This window comes from Pseudomonas sp. B40(2017), assembly GCF_002112855.1.
GTDB classification, from domain to species: domain Bacteria; phylum Pseudomonadota; class Gammaproteobacteria; order Pseudomonadales; family Pseudomonadaceae; genus Aquipseudomonas; species Aquipseudomonas pharyngis.
Genome location: NZ_NEIT01000009.1, coordinates 289922 through 311272, shown reverse-complemented (window position 1 = coordinate 311272; position 21351 = coordinate 289922). Strand labels below are relative to the sequence as shown.

The 21351-nt window shown below is 64.2% G+C and carries 16 protein-coding genes; 14 read left to right on the top strand and 2 right to left on the bottom strand.

What is annotated here, in order from left to right; genetic code table 11:
- Positions 1-243: 243 nt before the first annotated feature.
- Both CAF76_RS25605 and gspG read right to left on the bottom strand, forming a co-directional pair.
- Positions 244-1431 carry a type II secretion system F family protein gene (locus tag CAF76_RS25605; protein ID WP_085648777.1) on the bottom strand — a complete coding sequence of 396 codons (1188 nt, stop codon included), beginning with the start codon at positions 1429-1431 and terminating at the stop codon, positions 244-246.
- A 14-nt stretch (positions 1432-1445) separates the two neighbouring features.
- Complete coding sequence (gspG, locus tag CAF76_RS25600) at positions 1446-1874, bottom strand: type II secretion system major pseudopilin GspG (protein WP_085648778.1); 429 nt, start codon at positions 1872-1874, stop codon at positions 1446-1448.
- Between the two features lie 203 nt (positions 1875-2077).
- On the opposite strand from gspG, the gene CAF76_RS25595 reads away from it, so the two are divergent.
- The 14 genes from CAF76_RS25595 (at position 2078) to CAF76_RS25530 (ending at position 21349) form a co-directional block, all read left to right on the top strand.
- Positions 2078-2689, top strand: a complete 612-nt coding sequence (locus CAF76_RS25595) for a lytic transglycosylase domain-containing protein (protein ID WP_085648779.1) — start codon at positions 2078-2080, stop codon at positions 2687-2689.
- 202 nt (positions 2690-2891) lie between these two features.
- A complete protein-coding gene (mnxG, locus tag CAF76_RS25590; protein WP_085648780.1) occupies positions 2892-8726 on the top strand; it encodes a manganese-oxidizing multicopper oxidase MnxG in 5835 nt (1944 codons plus the stop codon).
- 75 nt (positions 8727-8801) lie between these two features.
- Positions 8802-10724: a YncE family protein gene (locus CAF76_RS25585; protein WP_085648781.1), complete on the top strand. Its 1923-nt coding sequence runs from the start codon at positions 8802-8804 to the stop codon at positions 10722-10724.
- Positions 10725-10737: 13 nt separating this feature from the next.
- Positions 10738-11388 carry an SCO family protein gene (locus tag CAF76_RS25580; protein ID WP_007956112.1) on the top strand — a complete coding sequence of 217 codons (651 nt, stop codon included), beginning with the start codon at positions 10738-10740 and terminating at the stop codon, positions 11386-11388.
- Complete coding sequence (locus tag CAF76_RS25575) at positions 11385-12017, top strand: SCO family protein (RefSeq protein WP_085648782.1); 633 nt, start codon at positions 11385-11387, stop codon at positions 12015-12017. Before CAF76_RS25580 ends, CAF76_RS25575 begins: the two co-directional genes overlap by 4 nt.
- Before the next feature lie 9 nt (positions 12018-12026).
- Positions 12027-13577 carry an ABC transporter substrate-binding protein gene (locus CAF76_RS25570; RefSeq protein ID WP_085648783.1) on the top strand — a complete coding sequence of 517 codons (1551 nt, stop codon included), beginning with the start codon at positions 12027-12029 and terminating at the stop codon, positions 13575-13577.
- A 15-nt stretch (positions 13578-13592) separates the two neighbouring features.
- Positions 13593-14546 (top strand): peptidylprolyl isomerase, encoded by a 954-nt coding sequence (locus CAF76_RS25565; protein WP_085648784.1) that lies wholly within the window; start codon positions 13593-13595, stop codon positions 14544-14546.
- A 236-nt stretch (positions 14547-14782) separates the two neighbouring features.
- Positions 14783-15316: a response regulator gene (locus CAF76_RS25560; RefSeq protein WP_039769033.1), complete on the top strand. Its 534-nt coding sequence runs from the start codon at positions 14783-14785 to the stop codon at positions 15314-15316.
- An 83-nt stretch (positions 15317-15399) separates the two neighbouring features.
- Positions 15400-17121, top strand: coding sequence for a GspE/PulE family protein (locus CAF76_RS25555; protein ID WP_085648785.1), 1722 nt, complete (start codon positions 15400-15402; stop codon positions 17119-17121).
- Positions 17102-17905, top strand: a complete 804-nt coding sequence (locus CAF76_RS25550) for a hypothetical protein (RefSeq protein ID WP_085648786.1) — start codon at positions 17102-17104, stop codon at positions 17903-17905. The genes CAF76_RS25555 and CAF76_RS25550 overlap by 20 nt, the downstream gene beginning before the upstream one ends.
- A 1-nt stretch (position 17906) precedes the next feature.
- Positions 17907-18452 (top strand): PilN domain-containing protein, encoded by a 546-nt coding sequence (locus CAF76_RS25545; RefSeq protein ID WP_085648787.1) that lies wholly within the window; start codon positions 17907-17909, stop codon positions 18450-18452.
- Positions 18439-18987, top strand: a complete 549-nt coding sequence (locus tag CAF76_RS25540; RefSeq protein WP_074687733.1) for a GspMb/PilO family protein — start codon at positions 18439-18441, stop codon at positions 18985-18987. Before CAF76_RS25545 ends, CAF76_RS25540 begins: the two co-directional genes overlap by 14 nt.
- Positions 18987-19505, top strand: coding sequence for a hypothetical protein (locus CAF76_RS25535; protein ID WP_085648788.1), 519 nt, complete (start codon positions 18987-18989; stop codon positions 19503-19505). Before CAF76_RS25540 ends, CAF76_RS25535 begins: the two co-directional genes overlap by 1 nt.
- Complete coding sequence (locus tag CAF76_RS25530) at positions 19502-21349, top strand: secretin N-terminal domain-containing protein (RefSeq protein WP_085648789.1); 1848 nt, start codon at positions 19502-19504, stop codon at positions 21347-21349. Before CAF76_RS25535 ends, CAF76_RS25530 begins: the two co-directional genes overlap by 4 nt.
- Positions 21350-21351: the final 2 nt, after the last annotated feature.

Genomic DNA, 21351 nt, shown 5'->3' with positions numbered 1-21351 from the left:
CCGTTACCACCGCCTCCGCCACTACCTCCACCACCGCCGCCACCACCACTTCCCCCATCCTTGGCCAGAACAGTCGACACCCCGGACAGGCTGTCCGGAATCAGTACGGTAGACGCCGACAGGACTGCGCCGATGGCCATTGCGAGCACGAGCTTTTGAATGTGCATATCGTTCTCCGTCTTTGTTGTCTTGGTTGGGAACGTGGATGTGGCTTGTTGCGTGTGATCCGACCCGTTCCCGAGGTCAGTGGATACTCGAAGCCAGTTCGAAGATCGGGATGTACATCAGGATCACGATCACCCCGATCAACAGGCCGATGAAGGTCATGAGCAGCGGTTCGAACAGACGCACGAACCACTCGATCCAGCGGCTGATTTCCTCGTCGTAGAAGTCGGCGCTGCGTTCCATCATTTGCCCGAGGTTGCCGGACTGTTCACCGGCGCGCAGCAGGCGCAGGGACACGGGCGTCACCAGATGATTGAGCTCCAGCGCGGTGGACAGCGACTGCCCCTCGCGCACCCGCTCGCAGGCCTGATCGAGCCGCGCTCGCGAGGCCACGGTGAGCAGGCCGCGCACCATGCCCATGGCGGTCACCAGCGGAATCCCGCCTTGCAGCAGAATCCCCAGCGACCGGTAAAACCGCGCCAGCTCATACATGAAAATCCGCTGGTGCACGGCGGGCAGTTTCTCCACCAGCCGATCCAGCCCACGGCGAAACGCCGGTTGTTTCTGCAGCACGGCGAGGGCGATGACGATCGTCGCCAACAGGCCGAAAAACTCACCCTGATGGGCGTGCAAAAACATGCCGCTGCTCATCAGGATCTGCGACAGCCACGGCAGGTTCGAGCCCAGCCCTTCGAACACCAGGCTGAAGCGCGGCACCACGTAGCCCATCAAAAACAGCACCACACCACCGCCGACCACCAGCAACAGCAGTGGGTAGATCGAAGCGCTGACGATCTTCTGCCGCACCTCGTCCATGCGCTGGCGATAGCTCACGTAACGGCCCAGCGCATCGCCGACCGCGCCGGTCTTCTCGCTGGACTGCACCAGCGCCACGTACAAGGGCGGGAACACCGCCGACAACTGGCCCAGTGCCTGGGAGAAGGATTTGCCCTCGTACAGCAGCCGCACCAGCTCGCTCAAGGTTTTGCGGGCGGCGGGGGCGGTTTCTTTTTCGGCCAGGCTTTCCAGCGCATCGATCAGCGGCAGGCCGGCGTTGAGCAGGGTGGTCAGCTCCTGGCTGAACAGCACCAGGTTGAAGTTCTCACGCTTGCTCAGGCGCAACGAACGCCAGTGGCGCTCGGCATGCAGGCTGACCACGCGCAAGCCCTGATCCTCGGCGATGCGCCGCGCTTCGCTCTGGCCCGGCGCCTCGACGCTCAGCGATACCACCCCGGCCTTGCCCACTGCTTTGAGTTGAAATCGCATGCCGTGTGCTCCGCTTATTGCCAGTTGGTGACTTCGGCATTTTCGCCTTCGCCGCCGGGCTGGCCGTCCTTGCCCATCGAGAGCAGGTCGTACTCGCTGTTTTCGCCGGGATAGCGGTAGGTGTAGCTACGGCCCCACGGATCCTGCGGCAGTTTTTTCTGCAAGTACGGGCCGGTCCATTTGGCTTCGTCGCTCGGTGCGGTCACCAGCGCCTGCAAGCCCTGTTCGGTGGACGGGTAATGGCCGACCTCCAGCCGGTACAGATCCAGCGCCTTGCTCAGGCCTTCGATCTGCGCCTTGGCGACCTTCACTTCGGAACGCCCCAGCTGGGCGAAATATTTGGGCGCGACGATCCCGGCCAACAGGCCGAGCACCACCAGCACCACGAGCAATTCGAGCAGGGTGAAACCGCGTTGGGCACGCGGACGAAAATGCAGCTTCATGATGACCTCCCGTGAGTGGCAGCCGTGTCGCCACAAGGGCTTATGCAATTGCCATGCTCAGCCCCCGATAAATTCGGCGGTCGGGCTGAAGCCCTTGTATTACGGGCTTTTCAAGAGTCGGCACAGTGCTTGCGTACGGCTGATCAACGACGGGTCAGTGGGGCATTTCCCCCAATTTTTCGGGGCCTGTCAGGGGAGGCCCAATGATCCATTCATTCACTGCAGGACTGCTCGGCTGCGTGCTGTCGGTCGGTGCCGCGCAAGCCGATGTCTTCGTTTCCATGGACGCCAAGGGCAGCTACGTGCTGTCGAACGTCCACCGTCCCGGACGCACTTACGAGCGGGTGATCCGCGAAGCCGATGCGCCATTGGTCAGCCTTGACCGGCAACCGCAATTGATCGCCAACCAGCCCTACGCGGAGCTGGTGTCAGCGGCGGCCAGCGCCAATCACCTGCCCGAAGCCTTGCTGCACGCGGTGATCAAGTCCGAATCCAACTACAACCCCGGCGCCACCTCGCCCAAGGGCGCCGGCGGACTGATGCAATTGATGCCCGACACCGCCCGCGAGCTGGGGGTGAAAGACGTCTACGACCCCAAGGCAAACATCCAGGGCGGGGCCAAGTACCTCAAGCGCCTGATGACCCTGTTCGACAACGACATCGCCTTGGCCGTGGCCGCTTACAACGCCGGGCCTGACGCGGTGCTCAGCCGGGGCCGGGTGATCCCGCCGTTCGCCGAAACCCAGCGTTACGTCCCGAGCGTTTTGCGTCAGTACCGGCGCTTGCAGGGGCTGGCGGTTGACGAACCTTTGTAGGTCCAGCCCCGGCTTTCCCCACTATCGGGGCAAACCCAAGGGGCCCGGAAAAGTGGGGAAACGGGTGGGGAATATCCCCCGCATTCTCAAGTGACCTGTGTAACTGATTGAGATGGAAGGCAATTTTTTGTGGCATGCGGATTGCTCTCAGGGCTTTAACGAGAATCGTTCCCTGTGAGCACCCACTACGAGGTTTCCGATCATGGTTGGCATTCACCACGCTCCGCCCCTGTTGAACTGGCTGCTGTTGCTGGTCTCGATGCTCAGCGTCGAACTGGCCAGCGCCGCCGTGCGCTGCGAGCGCAATCTGGTGGCCAATGTGGTCGCCTTCGATCAACCGCTGATGTTCAACCGCCTCGGTGCGCAAAATGCCAACGGCATGATGTACGCCCTGCGCCGCGATGTGGTCGATGAGCACGATGTCTCGCTGGCCTATGGCGGCAGCGCGGTGCCGGGCAAGGTCTCGCTGCGTGCGGACAAGCGTCCACGGCCGTTGGTGCTGCGGGTCGCCGCCGGTGATTGCCTGACGATCAACCTGCAGAACCTGCTCGATTATCAGGCCAACCCGAACAAGCACTTCGAAGGGCCTGAAGGCGAGGAGGGCACCGTGAACCCCGGTGGCGCCGATGCCTTCAAGGTCGACGAGCAGGTCGCCGACCGCCATGTCGGCTTCCAGGTCAACGGCCTGCAAGCGGTGAACAGTATCGATGACATTTCCTCCTACACCGGGCGTAACGCCAACACCCTGGTGCCGCCGGGCGCGAGCCGTTCGTACGTGCTGTACGCCGAGCGCGAAGGGGCGTTTGCCGTCAGCAGCCGTGGCGCGACATTCGGTGGGGAAGGCGCGGCCGGCAACACTGCCAATGGCCTGTTCGGTCAGGTCGTGGTGGTGCCGAAATCGGGACGTACCTATCGCAACACCCTCACCGAAGAAGAAATGCGTCTGGCCACCACCGGCCGTACACCGGCCGGTCACCCCATCGTCGATTACCAGGCCCGCTACCCGCAGCGCGAACCGTGGCTGCGTGAAGGCAAGGCCGGCACGCCGATCATCAGCATGGTCGACGGCAACGAAATCATCTCCAGCGAAAGCGACGCGATCGTCATGGGCAGCAATGCCGATGGCAGTTTTGCCCCCAGCACCTATCCGCTGGAATCGGTGGGCAAACGCAACCCGGCGATCCCCAACCGCCTCGAGCCGTTTCGCGATTTCGCCTCGCAGTTCCAGGACGAAACCGCCGCCACCCAGGCATTCCCCGCCTACTGGGCCGACCCGGTCATGGCCCATGTGCTGGAGCCGACCCGCGACTCGTTCATGATCAACTACGGTTCCGGCGGCATGGGCGCCGAAGTGGTCGCCAACCGCCTCGGCGTGGGGCCGATGCACGATTGCCTGTCGTGCGCATACGAAGAATTCTTCCTCAGCTCGCACACCGTCGGTGACGTGGCGATGCTGGTGGACGTGCCAGCCAATACCGGGCTTGAGAACATCGCCCCTGGCCAGACACCGAGCGCCGATCAGGTTGGCGTCAAGGCCACCATGGCCCTGTATCCGTCGGAGCCGTCGAACGTCAACCACAGCTACATCGGTGACTTCGTCAAATTCCGCAACACCCACAATGGTCACGAGCAGCACATTTTCCACCTGCACGGCCATCAGTGGCTGTTCAACCCCAATGACGACAACTCCGATTACGTCGACGCTCAAGGCATCGGTCCGGGCGCCGGCTATACCTACGAAATCGCCAACGGTGGTTCCGGCAACCGCAACCGGGTGGCCGGCGATGCGATCTATCACTGCCACTTCTACCCGCATTTCGCACAGGGCATGTGGTCGATGTGGCGGGTGCACGATGTGTTCGAAGAAGGCACCCGGCTGGAAGTCTCGCAACAGGGCGCCGATGGTTATCACAGCGAACCTTACGCCCTGCGCAGCGGTAAACCGGCCGCCGGTGCCCGCGCCTTGCCGGATGGCGAGATCATTGCCGGCACGCCGATTCCTGCCGTCGTGCCGCTGCCCGGCAAAGCCATGGCGCCGATGCCGGGCAAAGTGGTGGTGGTGCCGAAAATCGGCGAAACCCTGGTCGCCGGCCACGATGACGACGATGAGGAAGAAGAGGGCGATGACGACGGCGAACACCACGGCGGTAACGGTGGATCGCAAGCCATCGGTTCCCTGGCACTGGTCGATCGCAGCGAAGCCAACCGCAACGCCGACGGCAGCCTGAAAAACCCAGGCTATCCGTTCTGGATCGGCGGCATGGAAAGTTCGGTAGGTCAGCGTCCGCCAACCCCACCGCTGGACATGCTCGACGCCGCCACCGCGCAATCGTTGAAAGCCAGCGGCAAAGCGCTGTGGGCCAACCTCGATCCGAATCAGTCCGGCGGCTGGGACGGCGGCTTGCAGCGTCACACCCTCGACGGGGTGTCGGCCGGAGGCGAGGCGCACACCGTGACCACCTCGCTGGACTTCTCCAAGGAAGTCACCCGCGCCAAACCGATTTACCTGCCCGAAGAGGGCACCGAAGTGGAACAGGCCGCGATGGCGTTCCACGCGAAAAAGGATCACCCAAGCTTTGCCTTACTGCCCGGCAACCAGATCGTGGCCAAGGCCTTCCGCACCAACGGCGCCTTGCCGATTGCCGGCGCGCCGTACTACGAACCGTGCATGGACGACCGGCAAAAACGCCTGACCAGCAGCGCCGGCAGCGGTGAATTCGCCAGCGGCGATCGGCTGGACGGCATGTCCTTCGTCGGCGCCTCGACCTTCACCGCCGACCGCCCGCGCATCTACAAGGCCGCCAACATTCAGTTCGACGCGGTCTACAACAAGGTCGGCTATCACTTCCCGCAAGCGAGGATTCTGGCGCTGTGGGAAGACGCCTGGCCGGTGATCACCAAGCAGCGTCCGCCAGAGCCGCTGGTAATGCGCATGAACACCTTCGACTGCGTGCAATACCAGCAAACCAACCTGGTGCCCGCCACCTACGAGATGGACGACTATCAGGTGCGCACGCCGACCGACGTGATCGGCCAGCACATTCACCTGCCGAAATGGGACCTGACGGCCGCCGACGGTTCCTCCAACGGCTGGAACTACGAGGACGGCGTGCTCTCTCCAGGCGCTGTTCAGGAACGCATTCACGCGATCCGCGAATTCAACCAGTGCGAGAGCAGCGACCCGCGCGACGGCACCCAGGCGTGCCCGAAAGCCAAGGCGCATCCGTTCTTCGGCCAGTTCGGGCGCAGTGACTGGATGGGCGCACGCACGGCCATGCAGCGCTGGTTCGTCGACCCGGTGGTCAACGCCAAGGGCGTGGATCGCGGGCTGGGCACCATCTTCACCCACGACCACCTCGGCCCATCGACTCACCAGCAGATCGGACTGTATGCCACGGTGCTGGCGGAACCGGCCGGTTCCACCTGGTTCCACGCCGAAACCGGCGAGCCTCTGTACAGCGGCGCGCGCCAGGACGGCGGGCCGACTTCGTGGCAGGCGGTGATCAACACCGGCGACCTCGACGGCGACGGCAAGAACGACAGCTTCCGTGAGTTCTTCCTCGAATACAGCGACTTCCAGCACGCCTATGAAGCCGGTGTGTACGTGGGCGCCGGCCCCAACGGCGTGCCTAATCCGCAAGCCTTCCCGGCCACCGCCGACAGCTTCCGCTACGCGATCAATCCGCCGGTGCGCAACAACGCCAGCACCCTGCTCGAAGGCGTGCTGGAAGTGCAGGGCGGTCAGGTGCCGGGTTGCCCGAGCCGGCCTTGCCCGCAAGCGATCTCCGTGGATGATCCGGGCATGTTCGTCGTCAACTATCGCAACGAGCCGCTGGCCCTGCGGGTCTACGATCCGAACAAGGTCGGCCCGGACGGCAAGCGCGGCATGCAGGCCGACGGCCTCGGCGGCGATCTGGCCTATGCCATGCAAAGCCGTACCGACCGGGCGATCCCGGCGATGAATCTGGCGCCGAACCTGGTGACGGCTGCCACCGGCCCGACCGGCGGCACCACGCTGTTCCCGCCGCACATCAACAAGGGCGGCAGCGAGCCGGGCGACCCGTTCACCCCGATGCTGCGTACCTACACCGGCGACAACGTGCGCCTGCGGGTGCATGCCGGCGGCCACGAGGAAGAGCACAACGTCACCCTGCACGGTGTGAAATGGCTGCAGAGCGGTTCCGGTTTCGGCAACAGCTCCAACTCAGGCTGGCGCGCCTCGCAGATGATCGGCATCTCCGAACAGATGGGCTTCATCGCACCGGTGTCGATGCTCTCCAGCTCTGCGGCGACCACCGGTGACTATCTGTACTCGATGGACGCTTCGATCGAAGGCTACTGGAGCGGGATCTGGGGCGTGATGCGCAACTACACGGCCAAACGCAATGACCTGTTCGCCATCCCCAACAACCCGAGTCCGGCCGGCATGCGCAACACCGTGGCGTTCGAAGGCAGCTGCCCACGGATCAGCGCCAACCCCAACGGCATCGGCACCCGGCCGACGGTGCAGCGCAACTATGAAGTGGTGGCGGCGCTGGCCAACGACATCCTCGGCAATTCGCTGGGCCTGAGCATCGGCGATTCGGCCGGGCTCGGTCAGCATGTCGGCGGGCCGCTGAATCCGGCGGGCGGCACCCTGGTGCTGAACTCGCGCACGGTGAGTATCCCGCAGGTCACGGTGACTGATCCGGAAGACGGCGAAACCATCACCATTGGTGGCCAGAGCGGGCCGCTGCATGATCCGACGGCGATCCTGTACGTGCGCAAATCCGACCTCGATCCGGTCAGCGGCAAGCTCAAACCCGGCATTCCGGTCGAACCGCTGGTGCTGCGCGCAGCGGCCGGGGACTGCATCAATATCACCCTGGAGAACCGTCTGCCGAGCGTGATGCCCGACCTGACCCAGACCGCCGTGATGCAGGGCATCGTCAAGCGCGATCGCAACAGCGGCCTGGGCTCGACCACCTTCAGCAACAACCTGATGCGGCCGTCCAGCCACGTGGGGCTGCACGCCCAACTGCTGGCCTACGACATCACCAAATCCGACGGCACCAACGTCGGCGCCAACCCGGTCCAGACCGTCCCGCCCCGGGTGGGCAGCAGCGGCGCCTACCCGACCCGTACCTATCAGTACTACGCCGGGCACCTGGAGCGTGAAGGCAAACCGGTCACGCAACTGGGGCGCAGTGTCGACAACATCAACGCCACGGCCGTGGAGTTCGGTGGCCTGAACTTCACCCCGGCGGATGTGATCAAGCAACCGCAAAAAGGTCTGGGTGGGGCGATGAGCATCCTGCCGATCGGCGCGACCTGGGTCGACGATGCGCGCAAGGTCAACGCCACGGTCACCGCACCGGGGCAGACGACTTACCGCGACTTCGCGATGGTCTGGCACAAGGCGCTGAACACTCGCTGGGCCAATGGCCGGCCGGTCGAAGGCATCGCGGCCGAGGGCTTCGGTGTGCCGACCGATCCGCAGGACAACTCGAGCATGGCGATCAACTACAAGACCGAACCTTTGTGGTACCGCTTCGGCCTCGCCCCGGATGCGCCGTTCGGTCATGCCGATGGCGCGGGTTACGGCGACATGACCAACGCGCACATGGCCTACAGCAATGCGCTGGTGGGGGGCGATCCGCAGACGCCGGTGCTGTATGCCAAACCAGGTCAGCCGTTGCGTACGCACATTCTGATGCCGAGCGGCGGCAGTCGCGGCACGACGTTCCAGCTCGACGGACACGTCTGGTCGCTCAACCCGTTCCAGGCCGAGAAGAGCGACACCGGCGGCTACCCGATGGGCACGCCGGGCGTGGGTTCGGTGCGCTTCGGTTACAACCCGATGTCGATGTACATCGGCGCTCACGAAAGCATCCTGCCGGCGGCGCACTTCAGCTTCATGATCCCGAGCGCCGGGGGCAGCAACGCGATACCGGGGGACTACCTGTTCCGCGATTACGCCGCCTATGGCAACACCTCGGGGCTGTGGGGATTGCTGCGGGTGACCAATGAGCCGGAGCCGGCGCCGCCTGCTCAGTAGGTGCCAATGCGCGACCTGTGGGAACCGGTGAACCCGCTCCCACAGGTGGGGACAGGATTTGTAGGGGAGAGCGACATGAACAGGATCATCAACATCATCGGCGTCTGCCTGCTGGCGATGGCCGGCGCGCTGCTCACGCTGAGCGAGATTGCCCTGGCGCAAACCGGCGCCGGGCAGGTGCTGACCCGCGACGGTGTGTCGATCGCCTTCGATCTGAAGCCGCTGGCCAGCGACGGCCAGCTGCGTGAGGGCGAGTTTGCCGACGTGCAGTTTCGCGTCACCGACGGCGCCTCCGGCCAGCCGTTGTCCGGTGTGGCGCCGGGGGCATGGATCGATCCGCAAGCCGTCGCCGCCGACCAGGCCCAGGGCCGTGACCAGAGCTGCAAGTCGCGGGTCGGCACGTTCCTCAAGTCCAACATCGGCGCGCGGCCGCTGCTCGACCTCAACAGCTATTTCCTGCTGGTGATGAACCGCGATGCCAGTGTTTCGGTGGTTGATCCGTCCGTCTCGGTCGGCGGCATTACCAGCACCCTGGCGCGGATCGAACTCAAGCAATCGCCGATGGACTGGGTCACGCCCAAGGACAACAAAAAGGTCTTCGTGTCGATGCCGACGGCGGGGGAAGTGGCGGTGATCGACAGCGAGCAATTCAAGGTCATCGACTCGGTGGCCGCCGGCAGCCAACCGGTGCGGGTCGCGCTGCAACCGGACGAGCGTCTGCTGTGGGTCGGCAACAACGCGAGCAAGGCTGAAGAGTCCGGGGTCACGGTGATCGACACCCAGAGCCTCAAACCGCTGAAGCACCTGGCGACCGGTCGCGGCCACCACGAAATCACGTTCAGCAAGGACAGCCGTTTCGCCTTCGTCAGCAACCGCGACGACGGCACCCTCAGCGTTATCGACATCGCCAGCCTGAGCCTGCTGCAACAGGTCAAGACCGGCTCCAGCCCGCTGTCGGTGGCCTACTCGCCGCTGTCCGGCGCGGTGTACGTGGCCGATGGCAAGGACGGCACCGTCACGGTGATCGACAGCAACAGCCGCGCCGTCCGCCGGGTGATCAAGCTGCAACAGGGCCTCGGCCCGATGGGCTTCAGCGCCGACGGCCGTTTTGGCGTGGTGCTGAACACGGTGGAAAACCGCGCCACGGTGATCGATGCGGCCAACGATTCGGCGATCCATGATCTGGAAGTCTCGGCCGAACCCTATCAAGTGGTGTTCACCCAGGCCTATGCCTACGTGCGTGGACTGGCTTCGCCGAAAGTCACCATGATCAACCTGTCTTCGCTGGGCGAAGGGCGTCAGCCGATTACCCAGGGTTTCGAAGCCGGGCCGCAGCCGCCACGGCTGGCCGGGGATCTGCCGCTGGCGTCGAGCCTCGCGGTATCGCGCGATGACAACGCGGTGTTCGTGGTCAACCCGGTGGACAACACCACCTATTTCTACGCCGAAGGCATGAACGCGCCGATGTCCGGTTACCCCAACCGCGGGCAGATCGCCCGTGCTGCGCTGGTGATCGACCGCAGCCTGCGCGAAGTGTCGCCGGGGCTCTATAGCGCCCGGGTCAAGCTGCCGGCGGCGGGGCGCTTCGACGTGGCGTTCCTGCTCAACCAGCCGAACATCATTCATTGCTTCAGCGCCCAGGTGGCGTCCGACGGCGTGCCTGAAAAACATGTGGGAGCGCCCAAAGTCGAGTTCCTGCTGGACAAGACCGCCGTGGCCCTCAACGACCCCTACGTGGTGCGCTTTCGCATCGTCCAGGGCAAACAGAAAATCCAGCGCAGCGGCGTGACCGACGTGCAGTTGCGCTACTTCCTCGCCCCGACTTCCCGGCCCCGCGAAGTGGCGGCACTGGAAGTCGCCGACGGCGTGTACGAAGCGCCGGTGACCCTCGACCGCAGCGGCGCCTGGTATCTGCATGTGCGCGCGGCCTCGCTGGGCGCCGGTTTCGACGACAAGACCTTTGCCAGTGTCCGGGTGCTGCCCGGCCAGACTCAGTGACGAGGAAACGACCATGAACCGATTTGCATCCCGTGGCCTGCTGACCCTGTGCCTGTTGGCCGTCGGTATCCAGCAGGCCAGCGCCCACTCGGCGGACGAGCATGCCGGGCACACGGCACCGGCCGCCAACAGCCAGGAGCACGCCCAGGTCAAGTTCGCCGACGTGCCGCTGCTCGACCAGAACGGCAAGACCGTGCACCTGGAACAGGATCTGGTGCACAACAAGATCGTGGTCATGAGTTTCATCTACACCAGTTGCACCACGGTCTGCCCGGTGGTCTCGTCGATCATGGGCAAGGTGCAGAAACAGCTCGGTGCCCGGGTCGGCGCGGAAGTGCAACTGGTGTCGATCAGCATCGATCCGCAGCGCGACGACCCGAAACGCTTGCAGGATTACGCCCGCACCTTCCAGAAAGGCCCGGGCTGGAGCTGGCTCACCGGTTCGCCGCAATCGATCACCGCCACACTCAAGGGCCTCGGCAGTTTCAGCGGCGACTTCAAGAATCACCAGCCGCTGATCCTCGTCGGTGACGGCAACAGTCGCCACTGGACGCGCTATTACGGCTTCACCGATCCGGCACTGCTGGCCAAGGAAGTCGAGAAACTCAGCGGCCTGCGTACCCACGCCAAACACACCGCGATTGCCATGGAGCAACAACCATGAGAACCCTGGACTGGCTCACCCTGACGGTGTGTTTCTGGATTTTCAGCGCCATGGCCCTGGCTCACGAAGGCCACGAACAACCGGCACCGGCAACGACAACGACCAGCGCTGCGCCCGCACCGGCGAAAGGCACCCATGATGCGAAAACCTGGTTCACCGACACGCCGCTGCTGGATCAGAACGGCGACGTCCAGCGTTTCTACAGCGATGCGCTGCACAACCGCGTGGTGCTGCTCAACGTGATCTTCACCAGTTGCAATGACGCCTGCCCGCTGATCACTCGCAAGCTCAAGGAAGTCCGCGAGCTGCTGGGCGACAAGGCCGACGGCATCACCTTCATTTCCCTTACCAGTGATCCGCTGCGCGACACGCCGGCGGTGCTCAAGGCTTACACCTTGAAGCAGGGCGCCGATGACCCTCACTGGCTTTTCCTTACCGGCGACAAGGCGCAGATGGAGCTGGTGCTGGGCCGCATCGGGCAGATCGTGCCGACGCCCGAACAGCACTCGACCCAGTTGATCGTCGGCGATGTGGCCAACAAACGCTGGAGCAAAATCCGTCCCGACGCCCCGGCCGCCGCCATTGCCCAGCGCTTGCAGCTGCTGACAATGCCCGTGGCCGGCCGCTGAGTCCGCGCCATGAGCCTCGGCCGCGTCCTCGCCCTGATCCTGCTCGCTGGCGTCAGCCTCGGCGCGGCGGCGTTGCCGCTGACCGATGAAGAAAGCGCCGGCAAGCGCCTGTACCGCGAAGGCCTGTCCGCCAGCGGCGAGCCGATCATGGCGCGGGTCGGCGCGGCGGATGTATTGCTGCCGGCCACCAGCCTGCCGTGTGCCAACTGCCACGGCGCCGATGGCCTCGGCCGGCCCGAAGGCGGGGTGCGTCCGCCGGAACTGAACTGGTCGCGGCTGACCAGCATTCATGGCCAGCAACAGATCAACGGCCGCAACTATCCGGCCTACACCGACAGCAGTCTGGCGCGGGTGATCCAGCAGGGTCGCGACCCCGGCAACAATCGCCTCGACCCAAGCATGCCGCGCTTCCTGCTGTCGATGAAGGATCAGCGCAACCTCACCGCGTACCTCAAGCGTCTGGCCGATGACCGCGATCCGGGGCTCGATGACCAGACCTTGCACCTGGGCACCTTGCTGCCCAGCCACGGGCCGCTGGCCGAGGAGGGCGCCACCATCGCGGCGGTGCTCAACGGCAGCGTCGCGCGGATCAATCAGGCCGGTGGCATTCACGGCCGGCAGTTGCGCCTGACCGTGGCCGATCCCGGCCCGGATCGCGCCAGTGCCGAACAGGCCCTGCAACGGCTGATCGAGGAAGAGCAAGTTTTCGCCCTGATCGCGCCGCTGGCCCCGGCGCTGGACAGCGAACTGGCGCCGCGCCTTGAGCAGTCCGGCGTGCCGCTGATCGGGGCCATGTCGTTGCTCGGCCCGGTGCAGGCCAGCCCGCAGATTTTCGAACCGCTGCCGGGGCTGCGTGAGCAACTGATCGCGCTGGCCGATTACGCCACCGCAAGCTTGCGGGTGCTGCAAGGGCCGACGCTGATTGCCTATCCCGATGACCCGGCCCAGGTGCTGGCGGCGCAGACCCTTGGCCGCTATCTGCAGGAACACGGCTGGGAAAAAGTCCATCTGCAGGCCTACGACCCGGCGGCGGACAGCTTGCCGCTGGGCTCACGCTCGGTGTTCTACCTGGGCAACGGCGGTGGGTTCAGCCGGCTGGCGGCCGGGTTGCAGAATGCCGGGCAGGTGCCATACCTGTTTGCCGCATCCAGCCAGGTGGCGGGGGATCTGCTGCAAGTGCCGGAGGGTTTTTCCCGGCGGGTGTTTCTGGCGTATCCGTTCGTGCCCAGCGACTGGACCCAGGCCGGGCGCATGGCGCTGACGCTGTTGCGTGAGCATCAAGGCCTCGGCGCCCAGCACGCGGTGCTGCAAGTCGGCGCCTACGCCTCGATGCTGTTGTTCAGCGAAGGCATGAAGCAGGCCGGCCGCGACGCCAGCCGCGAAAAACTGGTGGCGGCGCTTGAAGGCCTGCACGACTTCGACACCGGCCTGACCCCGCGCCTGAGCTTCGGCCCCGGCCGACGATTGGGCCTGAGCGGCGCGCACGTGGTCACCGTTGACTTGCCCGATCAGCGTTTTTATCTGGTCGCTCCCTACAAACCGATTATTGCCACGCCCTGACCGGAGGCCCTGATCATGAAGCTCAAAACCCTGTGTTGGCTGCTGACAGGCTGGTTGTCGGTGGGAATGGCGAACAATGAACCGGTGGCCGCCCGGGTCAACGGCGAGGCGATTTCCGAGTTTCGCCTGGAACGCTTTTTCGCCGAGTACCTGGAGGATCAGGGCCGCGCCGTGGCGAGCATCCGCAATCCCAAGGCCTATAAACAACTGCGTCAGGCCGCGCTGGACACGCTGATCGACAAGGAACTGCTCTGGCAGGAATCGCGCAAGCGCGGGGTGAAAATCGATGAGCAAGCCGTGCGTGAACAGGTCGAACAGACCCGCACCGCCATCGGCGGCACCGACAAATTCCTCCAGCGTTTGCAGGACGCCGGTTTCGATGAGGCCTCGTTCACCGAGTACACCCACCGTGAACTGGCGGCGCAGCGGATGTTTGCCGAGCTGACTAAAGTCCAGGCCCTGGACGAGCAAACGGTGCGGGCGTTTTTTGAGGAGCACCGCGCTGAAATGGGCGCGCCGGAGCAAGTGCAGGCCCGGCACATTCTGATCAAGGTTGCCGGTGATGCCGATGCCGCCACGGTTGAAGCGGCGCGACTACGCTTGATGCAGATGCGTGCGGCTATCGCAGGGGGGCAAACCTTTGCTAGCGTCGCGCAATCGGGATCGGAAGATGTCACCGCCAGCCAGGGCGGGGACCTGGGGTATTTCGCCCGTGGGCAAATGGTGCCGGCCTTCGAAACGGCAGCGTTTGCCCTCAAGCCTGGTGAACTCAGCGAAGCGGTGCGCACGCCGTTCGGCTGGCATTTGATTTTTGTCGAGAACCACAAGGAGGCGGCCGATGTCCCAGAGGAGCAAGGGCTGGAAACAGTCAGGGCGTACCTCGCCCGACAGCAACAGACCCAGGCTCGTCGTCAGGTGCTCGCGCAATTACGGGCAGAGAACAGGATCGAACGAATTGACGACGACTGAAGGTTCCCCCCCAATAGTGGGGAATGGCTTCGATGCCCATTCAGGTGCTTCCCCGTTTCTGGGGAACGGGGTACCGGGACGAGCGGGCATTTCCATTCAATTCAAGGACATGAAGACAAAAAATTACCGGCATTCAGCCTGGCATGAAGTGTGCGTTACCTCTTGTGAGGCGCACTCCAGCAGGTTCGGTTCATTGAATTTCAATTGCCGGCACTTGAGGTTTCAGGGAGTCCACCTTGGTTAACAAAGTACTGGTTGTCGAAGACGAACAGCTGCTTGCACAGAACCTTCAGGATTATCTGTCGGCGCAAGGGCTGGAAGTCCGGATTGCACATGACGGCGCAGAGGGAATCGGCCTGGCCGAGACTTTCGCCCCCGACGTGCTGGTGTTCGATTACCGCTTGCCCGATATGGAAGGGTTCGAGGTGCTCGACGCGGTCCGCCAGAACAGGACGTGTCATTTCGTGCTGATAACGGGTCACCCGACCGCTGAAGTCTGTGAGCGGGCGCGGCAACTGGGGGTCAGTCACATCCTGTTCAAACCGTTTCCACTGGCGGAACTGGCCCGAGCTGTCTGCGACCTTCTGGGGATCCAGCGCGAAGCGAAACCCGGTGCGAGCCCATCAGAAGGCTTTGTCGAACGACGCCAGAGCAGGACCGAGAGCTTCCCGTTGCAGTTGTACGATGGCAGTTGGGTGCTGGCGGACCGCCGACGAAACCGGTCGGAGGTCATGGCACCGGACGACGATCAAATGCTCACCGGGGAGTAATGGCGCGATAGACGTTCCGGCACTCGCCGAATTCGCCTCCCGCGCCGTCAGGGCCTCAAGCCCCGGGTGTTGGAGAGCAAGCCATGGATCGTCTGTCCGTTGTCGTCGAACCGCTGTCGGTCAATCCTCCGCTGGAGGCCCAGACCCCGTCACGCTTTTCCAGTGAGCAACTGGCCCAGGCCCGGGCACGGGCCAGCACTTCCGGGGAACGGGTGCTCGATGCACTGGCCGTGCTCTGCGAACTGGCGCCGATGCCGTTCATTGCCAGCCTCGGCGCCACCCTGCATTACCCGGTGCTCGACACCGACACGCTGTTTCTGGCGACCCCGGTGTTCGACCGGGTCACCCTCGCGCAATGCCTCAAACGTGAATTCATCCTGCTGCGCCATAACGACGAAGTCATCGGCGTGTTCGCCGACCCCTTCGACACCGCGCGCCTGGCCTGGATCGACGAATGCCTGCACGGCGCGCCGCTGTACCTGGTGCACGCCGACGACCTCAAGGCCTATCTGGCCCGCCACGAAGAAAGCTTCCACGCCGTCGAATCGCTCAACGCCCAGGCCGATGCCGGCAGCGAGACCGACACCCTGCAAAGCCTGTCGCTGACCAGCATCAGCGAAGACTCGAGCGTGGTGGTGAAACTGGTCAACTCGACCCTGTACGACGCGCTGAAAATGCACGCCAGCGACATCCACCTCGGCACCACCGGCCAGGGGCTGGTGATCAAGTACCGGATCGACGGCGTGCTGAACAACATCGGCAAGATCCAGGGCAGCGAGTTCGCCGAACAGGTGATCTCGCGGGTCAAGGTCATGGCCGAACTGGACATCGGCGAAAAACGCGTGCCCCAGGACGGTCGCTTCAAGATCGGCATCAGCGGCCGGCAGATCGACTTCCGCGTTTCGATCATGCCAAGCATCTTCGGTGAAGACGCGGTGCTGCGGGTGCTGGACAAACAGGACCTGGCCGACAAGGTCTGCGGCGTGCAACTGCAAGCGCTGGGCTTTGAAGACGAAACCCTGCGCCAACTGCGTCGCCTCGCCGCCGAACCCTACGGCATGGTGCTGGTGACCGGCCCCACCGGCAGCGGCAAGACCACCACGCTGTACGCGATGATCACCGAGATCAACCACGGCGTGGACAAGATCATCACCATCGAAGACCCGGTGGAATATCAGCTGCCCGGCGTGCTGCAAATCCCGGTCAACGAGAAAAAAGGCCTGACCTTCGCCCGTGGCCTGCGCTCGATCCTGCGTCACGACCCGGACAAGATCATGGTCGGCGAGATCCGCGACCCGGACACCGCGCAGATCGCCGTGCAATCGGCGCTCACCGGTCACCTGGTGTTCACCACCATCCACGCCAACAACGTGTTCGACGTGATCGGTCGTTTTACCCAAATGGAAATCGACCCCTACAGCCTGGTCTCGGCGCTCAACGCGATTCTCGCCCAGCGCCTGATCCGGCTGGTGTGCAGCAGTTGCAGCACGCCGGTCAACCCGAGCGATGAAGAACTGCGCGCTTCGGGCCTCGATCCACAGAAAGTCGATCACTACCACTTCGTCCACGGCAAGGGCTGCGGCCACTGCCGGGGCAGCGGTTATCGCGGCCGCACGGCGATTGCCGAGCTGCTGCACCTGGACGACGAACTGCGCCAGATGATCGTCGAGCGCCAACCCATCACCCAGATCAAAGCCCTGGCCTGCGCCCGCGGTTTGCGCCTGTTGCGCGAATCGGCGCTGGAGCTGGTGGAGCACGGTCGGACCACGCTGGAGGAGATCAATCGTGTCACTTTTATCGCGTGATCAATTTATCGCCGTGCTCGGCGCCAGCGGTGTCGGCCTCGGCCAGCGCCGGGGCAGCGACACCCTGTGGCTGGGCAGCGTCGGCTACATCGACGAAGGCTTTCAGAGCTACGCGGTGGCGCTGGACACCCTCGACCGTCTGCTCGGCGAACACACCCGTGCCGGTGCCGAGCTGAGCGTGGTGATCTCCGGCCACTTCAGCCGCTTCTGTCTGGTGCCGTGGAGCGAGCAGATCAGCAGCCCTGAAGAATTGCGCGGCTTCGCCCAACTGTGCTTCGAAGACCTGTTCGGCGCCCCGACCCAACCGTGGAGCCTGGTGCTGTCGGCCGAGCCCGCCGGGCATGACCGGATCGCCAGTGCCTTGCCGCAGGACCTGCTGGAACGCCTGCGCACGCTGGTTACGGGGCGCGGCCTGCGCCTGCGCTCGGTGCAGCCGTACCTGATGACCGCGTTCAACCGCTTCGACAAAAGCCTCGACGCCGGCGACTTCCTGTTCATCGTCGCCGAGCCGCAACGCAGCGTGTTGCTGCTGGCAAGGGAAGGGCGCTGGTCGTCGGTGCGTTCGGTGGGCGGCAGCGACAGCGACGCGGCACTCAGCGCGTTGATCGGTCGCGAACGGCAACTGCAAGCCTCCACCAGCGAACGCGCCTTCAACGTTTATCTGCACGCTCCGGCGCGCCTCGATGCGCAACCGAATGTGGCGGGGGTGCACCTGCGCACCCTCGAAGACGACTCGATGACCGTGCGTGACGCCTTGTACGTCATGTCCCGGGCGGTGGCCTGACATGCGTGCCTTGAACCTCGACTTCCAGCCACGTCCGCGTTCCGGCCCGTTGGGCTGGAGCCTGCTCGGCGGCGGTGTGTTGCTTGCGCTGGTGTGCTTCGGCGTGCAGCAGCACCTCGACGAGCAGGCCGAGCAGCAGCAAGGTCACTTGCAACACACCCAGCGTCAGCTCACCGGCGACAGCGGCAGCAAGACAACGCTGAGCCCGGCGGAAACCCGCGAGCAGGCGCAGAACCTCGCCGAAATGCGCAAGGTCTCGCAGCAACTGCGCCGGCCCTGGGAACGCCTGTTCGCCATGCTCGAAGCCATGCCGCGCGACGACATCGCCTTGCTGACCCTGACCCCGGATGCCCGCAAGGGCCAGGTGCGGATCAGCGCCGAAGCGCGGGATCTGCAAGCGATGCTGGATTTCCACAAACGGCTGGAGGCCAGTGACGAGCTGTCCGACGTGTCGCTGCTGAGCCACGAAATCGTCGTCAAATCGCCGGAGCAACCGGTGCAATTCAACCTGTCGGCGACCTGGGAGATAGGCGATGCGAATCCCTAGACTGATCGTTCACGAATACCTGCAAGGCCTCGGCGTTCCGGGCCTCGCCGGTCTGGCGCTGCTGCTGGTCACGCTGGCCTGGGCACTCGGCGGTTTGCTGCCGGGCTGGCAATCGCTGCAACAACTCAGCCAGCAAACCCGGGAAGCCACCGAATACCTGGCCAAGGTCGAGGACGGCAGCATCGCGCCGCCGGTGGTGCCGCAACGTCAGCTCGATGATTTTCGTAACAAGCTGCCGGCCCAACCGCAAGCCACCGTCGCCATCGATCGCATCTACGCCCTGGCCGCGCAGGAACACATCACCCTGGCGCGCGGCGAATACGCCCTCGGCGTCGATCCCAAGACCCATCTGGCGCGCTACCAGATCCTGTTGCCGGTGCGCGGCAGCTACCCGCAACTGCGCCGCTTCCTGCACGCCTTGCTCGGCCAGTTGCCGGCGGTGGTGGTGGAAGACGTCGAGTTTCAACGCAAGAAGATTGCCGACACCGACCTCAGCGGCCGGATCCGTATGACCCTCTATCTGTCGAGGTCGTGATGGACAGCAAACGCATAAGCGGCTGGTTGGCGTTCTTCGGCGTGGCGGCGGCGCTGGCCTGGTTGCCGGAATATTTCTCGCCAAGCGACGAAGCGGATTCGACCGAAGTCGCCGTGGCCAGCCCGACAAAATCCACCGCCCGTGGCGCCTTGCCCGCCAGCAGCGCCAAGGCGAATGCGGCGCCGATCAAGGACCTGAGCCCGGCCGGCGACCTGTTTGCGAGCAAATCCTGGAAGGCCGCGCCGACCCTGGCGACGGTCACCGAACAAGCGATCAACCCGACCCCGGTGGTGCAAGCCCCGAGCCTGCCACCGGTGCCGTTTCAGTTCGTCGGCAGGCTGCATGACCGCAGCGACCTGCAGGTGTTCTTGCAGGACGGCGAGAAAATCTACGTCGTGCGCAGCGGGGATGTGATCGACGACACCTGGAAGATTGCGGCGATTTCCGATGTGGAACTGAGCCTGGTCTACCTGCCTTTGCATTTGTCGCAGACCTTGTCTGTGGGGAGTACGCAATGAACAGATCCCGTTTGCTGATGAGCCTCGGCCTGTGTGCCGGGCTGGCCGCGTGCAGTTCCGCGCAGGTCGCCAACAAGGAAGCCGCCGACCTGATCGAGCAGGGCCAGTACGAGGCGGGCCTGGCCCGGATCGAGGAAGGCTTGCGGGAAAATCCGCGCGACACCGAGCTGCACCTGCTGCTCAACAGCGGCCGGGCCAAGGCGATCACCGCGCTGCTGACCTCCGGCGACACCGACCGCGCCCGCCGCGATTTCGCCTCGGCCCGCACCGCCTACAGCCGGGTGCTGACCATCGAGCCGAACAACCGCCGCGCCCAGGATGCCCTGCGCCAGCTCGACTACCTGCGCAGCATGGACGAGAAACTTGAGCTGGCCCGTGGCGACCTGCGCCGGGGAGACATCTACGGCGCCGACCGTCAGGTCAAACAGATCCTTGAACTCGACCCGAAAAACGACGGCGCGCTGGAGCTGCAAGGCAACATTCGTCTGGTGCAGAGCCGCAACGTGGTCCAGTACCCGCAACTGCGCACCCGGCTCGATCGCCCGGTGACCCTGGAGTTTCGCGACGCCAACCTCAAGACCATTTTCGAAGTGCTGTCGCAGGTCGCCGGCCTCAATTTCATCTTCGACAAGGACCTGCGTCCGGACATGAAAGCCACGATCTTCGTGCGTGACGTGCGCATCGAAGACGCCGTGCAACTGCTGCTGCAACAGAACCAGCTGCACCAGAAAGTGGTGAACGAAAACACCTTGCTGATCTTTCCGGACTCGCCGCAGAAGCTGAAGGATTATCAAGAGCTGGTGATGCGCACCTTCTACCTGACCAGCATCGACGCCAACACCGCGCTGAACATGATCAAGACCATGCTCAAGACCCGCGACGTGTTCGTCGACGAACGCCTGAACACCCTGACCATGCGCGACACCGAAGACGCCGTGCGCATGGCCGAAAAACTCCTGCAATCACAGGACCAGTCCAACCCCGAAGTGGTGCTGGAAGTGGAAGTGATGGAAGTCGCCACCCAGCGCATTCTCGACCTGGGCCTGCAATGGCCGAACACTTTCGGTGTGATCAACAGCGACGGCACAGGGGTGTCCGTTCTCGATCAACTCAAGGGCATCAACTCCAGCCGGATTTCGATTTCGCCGTCGCCGCAAGCCAAGATCAATGCGCAGGACAACGACATCAACACCCTGGCCAGCCCGGTGATCCGCGTCAGCAACCGCGAACAGGCGCGCATCCACATCGGTCAACGGGTGCCGATCATCAGCGCCACCTCGGTGCCGTCGACTCAGGGCCCGGTGATCACCGAAAGCGTCACCTACCTCGACGTCGGTCTGAAGCTCGAAGTGCAGCCGACCGTGCACCTGAACAACGAAGTGGCGATCAAGATCGCTCTGGAAGTGAGTAACGCCACACCGCTGGAGCCGACCCGCCAAGGGACGATCCCGGTGCAGGTCGATACCCGCAACGCCCAGACTTCCCTGCGCCTGCATGACGGTGAAACCCAGATCCTCGCCGGCCTGATGCGCAACGACCACGGCGCCACCGGCAACAAGATTCCGGGCCTCGGCGACATTCCGGGTCTGGGCCGGTTGTTCGGCAGCAACAAAGACACCATCGGCAAATCGGAGCTGGTGCTGTCGATCACCCCCCGGATCGTGCGCAACCTGCCGTACCAGAGCCCGTCGGACATGGAATTCCCGACCGGCACCGAAACCAGCATGCACATCCAGGCGCCGGACCGCTCGCAGAACTACTCGATGCCAGCGCCTGCCGCGCAGCCTCGTGCAGTCGGTGAATCGGCCGTGGCAACCACTCACGTCACCGTCGAGAAGCCTTGATC